The following is a 3,961-nucleotide window of genomic DNA, read 5'->3' as shown; positions in this document are numbered from 1 at the left end:
AGGCATCGCCGCCGTCGAGGCCCGGCAGCATGTCGATCGTGCCGCCGAAGAGCATGTCGCCCCCGGCGGTGACCGTGGTCGCCCGCGTCATCGTCACCGGTCCCTGCGCGCCGAAGGTGCCGCCCGCGACATAGCGACCACCGTCGAAAGTGATCGCCGCGCCGAGCATGGAGAGCGAGCCCCCGGCCTCGATGTCGGCGATTTTCACCGCGCCGCCCGCGCTGATGGAAACATCGCCCGGGGCCGCGACGGCGCCGACCGCCCCGGTGATCCGCACGTCGCCGGCGGCGGCATCGATCTCGAGGTTTGGCGCGGGCCCGGCGGCAGGGGAACCGGCCCCAAGCCCCGGGGACTCATCACGGGCATCGATGGTGCCCTGGACAGACACGGAATCGCCCGCCCGCATCAAGGCATCGCCCAGCAGGGACACGGCACCAAGGAGGGTGATATCCGTGCCCGCGTCGAGCGTGCTGGTGGCCAGTTTCACGAACTGGCCGGCGGCGATCGAGATGGCGCCGGTCGCCGCCACCGAACGGACGAGGACGTCGCCATCGGCGGACAGATCGACGTCGCCGAGAATGCGCAGGCCCCCGATATCATCGGCCACGGAAAGGGTGCCGCCCGCCTCGGCCGTCAGCGACGGCGCCGCCGGGCGGTCGCCATCGTCTGGCGCGCTCGCGTCGATCCTGCCGCCGAACGAGATGTTGGTGCCGGCGACGATCGTTGTGTCCTGGGCGATTTCGGTATCGCCCGTCACGGTGAAGCCACGCCCGGCGTCATAGGCCGAGCCCTGGAGATGGGTCACGGGCCCATCGTAGATCTGGCTACCCTGACTGGCGACATCGCCGAGGGTGATCGTATCCGCCGCGGTTACCCGGATGTCCGTCATGGCCGACCGGGTGCCGATCGCCCCGTCGACGCGAACGGCGCCGATTTCGGAGGTGATGGCGAGCGACGGGATCCCGTCGGATTCGCCATCCGCGTCGATCGGGCCATCGATGGTCACATCGCCCCGGGCATCGATCTCGGTGTCGTAGCGCAGCCGGACGTCGCCCCTCATGTCGATCGTGGCGCCGGCGCGCACATGGCTGTCGAGAAGGTGAAGGATGCCGCCCGCCGCCACCCTGAGGGCGCCGGTGACATCGATGGCGCCGACGGCGACATCGCCGATGGCCCGAAGATCGAGCGTGCCGATCGGGGAAAGTCCGCCGATCGGTCCCGCGATGGTCAGGCTGCCGCCCGCCGAGGCCTCGAAACGGGTGACCGCTTCCGGCGGGCTGAGTTCGTCGACGTCGAGGCGGTCCCCGATGTCGATATCGCCCCCGGCGAAAACGCCGACGCTGTCCTTGATCGTCGTCTCGCCGACGATGGTGAAGTCGCCGTCGGTGATATAGCTCGAGCCGCGAAGGCCGGTGGCGGCACCGGCATAATGCTGATCGCCCGTCGTCCGCACATTGCCGAGACGGATGCCGTCACGGGCCACGATATCGAGATAGCCGAGCGCGGCCACGCCGCCGACATCGCCGATCAGGATGGCGTTGCCCGCTTCCGTGACGATCGACAGTCCGGCATCGCCCGCCGAGGCCAGATCGATGTCGCCGTCCAGCAGGACCAGGGTGCCGCCGACGATCATCGCGTCCTGATCGATCGTCATGCGGCCCGAGGCCAGGAAATCGCCACCCGCGACAAAGCTGGCGCCGGTGAAGCGGATGTCGGTCGCGAACAGTTCGATGTTGCCGGTCGCGCGCATGTCGGCCGCGCTGATCGTGTCGGTCGCGCTGGCCGACAGGAAGCCCAGCCGCGTGTCGTGGCCGATATCGCCAAGGAAGCCGATGCTGCCGTCGCGGGCGATCACGGTCAGGGCCGCGTCGCCGTCACTCACCGCATCGATCCGGCCGAAACTGGCGCCGCCACCGGCGTCGAACTCGGTCACGCCGGAAATCAGTGCGCTCGTGGTCGCGGCGGCGACAATATCGCCGGTGGTCGTGCGATAGGTCTCGCCCATGAATCGGCCGAGCGGGGCGGCATAGGTCTGATCGCCGCTCGTCCGCACGTCGTGCAGGGTGAAGGCGCGAGTGGCCGAGACATTCAGCCCGTCGAGCAGCCCCTCGACATTGCCGATATCACCACCGACGACGATCTCGCCCCCGCTGCCACCGGCCGTCAGCGCGAGGCTGGCGGTATCCGCCGCGCCCGATCGCTGGATGTTCCCGCTGAAACGGATATCGCCATCCGTCGCGGTCATGGCGATGTCGCCCGTCAGCCGGGTCCTGCCCCCGACAGTGATATCGCCCGCCGCCGACAGATAGTCGATGCCGCTACCGGCGCGGCCGAACAGGTTGATCGCCGCCGCCTCATAGGTCTGGTCGCCGGTGGTCGAGACGCCGGCCAGATCGATAGAGACGGCGGTGACGGACAGGGACCCCAGACCGACGCCGAAACCGGCACCGCCCCCGATCCGCACCAGGCCCGACGCGGCGGTCAGGGTGACGTCGGGGATGGCGGGGGTCGAGAAACCCAGATAGCCGTCGAGGGTGCCCGCGATGTCCAGATCGCCGCCGGCCTTGATCGCGATCGCCGGGGAATCGACGGCGACATCGCCATTCATCTGGATGTCGCCGCCGATATCGAGGTCATGGGCCAGCACGATATGGGCGGAATTGACGGTCAGGTCGCCGGAAAGCGTGGTGGCGCCCAGCAAGGCCGCGCTCGCCGCCGCGCCCGAGGTGGTGATCGAGACATTGCCGCCGCTGCTGATGGTGACATCCGGCGCCAGATAGAAACTGCCGCCGTCATTGGCCTCGACGAAAATGTCGAGCGGCAGGTCGAGGGAGACGCCGCCCGGCACCGCCGCGCCGACCAGCACGCTGGCCGTGCCCGAGGCTTCGTCGGCATCGAAGGTCGAGGACGCGGCGCCGGTGCGCAGGGTCAGCGACTGGAAGTCGCCGAGGGCCAGCAACTCGGTCTCGGAAAGACCGGGGACATCCGTGCCGGCGGGCGCGCCGACCAGGGCGCCGAGATCGGAATTGCGGAAGGCGCCAGTGATCAGGACCGTCGCCGTCGCACCCGGGCTGAAGATGCCATTGCCGATATGGAAGGGATCGAAGCCGTAACCCTGCATGTGCAGATTGCGGCCGACCGCGATGTTGATCGAGGATTCGGAATCCTCGCCGTGATCGATGCCGACGCCGCCGAGGCCACCGAGCAGGGTCAGCTGATCGGCGTCGATTTCGATCGACGGGACAGAGCCGGAGGTGCCGCTGGCAGTCGGCTGGATGCCGATGCCATAGGGGTCGGCATCGGTGCCGCAGCCCCCGGCGCCGGTCATGCAGCCGCGCAGGTCGATCGTGTCGGCGATCAGCTTGCCGTCGAAGATCTTGATCGAGCCGCCGGCGGTCGCCTTCAGGGTCAGGGCGGCGGCGCTGCCGTCGAGAATGCCCGACCACAGGATGCCCTGGCCCGCCTGCGCGTCGATGCCCAGCGTGCCGTTCGAAACCTGAAGCGTGCCCGACCAGTCGATCGCCCCCGCGGCTTCGAGGCGAAGGCTGGCGCTGACGCCGCCGAGGTCATAGGCGGCATTGGCGAGATAGGAAATATTGCCGTCGCCTTTCAGCGCGGGGTCATTGGTGACGATGCTGACATTGGTGCCAGTCTTCAGCACGTCGAAGATGGATTCGATCGAGATGGTGGATGTATCGGCGGGGATGAAGACGCCATCGGGCGGAATCGCCGTGCCGCGATTGACGATGGCGATATCGGCGGGGTCGAGCAGCCATTCGCCGCCCTTGCCGGCCGGGGCCGAGGCATTGATCACGGCCCCCGAGACATCGAGCTTGCCCATCGAGGAGGTCTCGATCAGGCCGCCATCGCCGCCCCCGGCGCCGCCGGTCGCCCGGGCCGAGCCGGCGAAATCCGTCGCCTTGTCCGACCAGACGACGATGGTGCCGCCGTCGCCCTGCGC

The 3,961-nt window shown here is 68.8% G+C and carries 1 protein-coding gene; it reads right to left on the bottom strand.

All coding sequences use genetic code 11. From position 1 onward, the window contains the following. Positions 1-3,961: beta strand repeat-containing protein (locus tag WAZ62_RS13325; protein WP_422644025.1), on the bottom strand; the 3,961-nt coding region annotated here is incomplete at both ends.

Source organism: Zavarzinia sp. (assembly GCF_049306435.1).
Lineage (GTDB): Bacteria > Pseudomonadota > Alphaproteobacteria > Zavarziniales > Zavarziniaceae > Zavarzinia.
The sequence above is the reverse complement of the archived record's forward strand: the minus strand, read 5'-3'. Positions and strand labels throughout refer to the sequence as shown.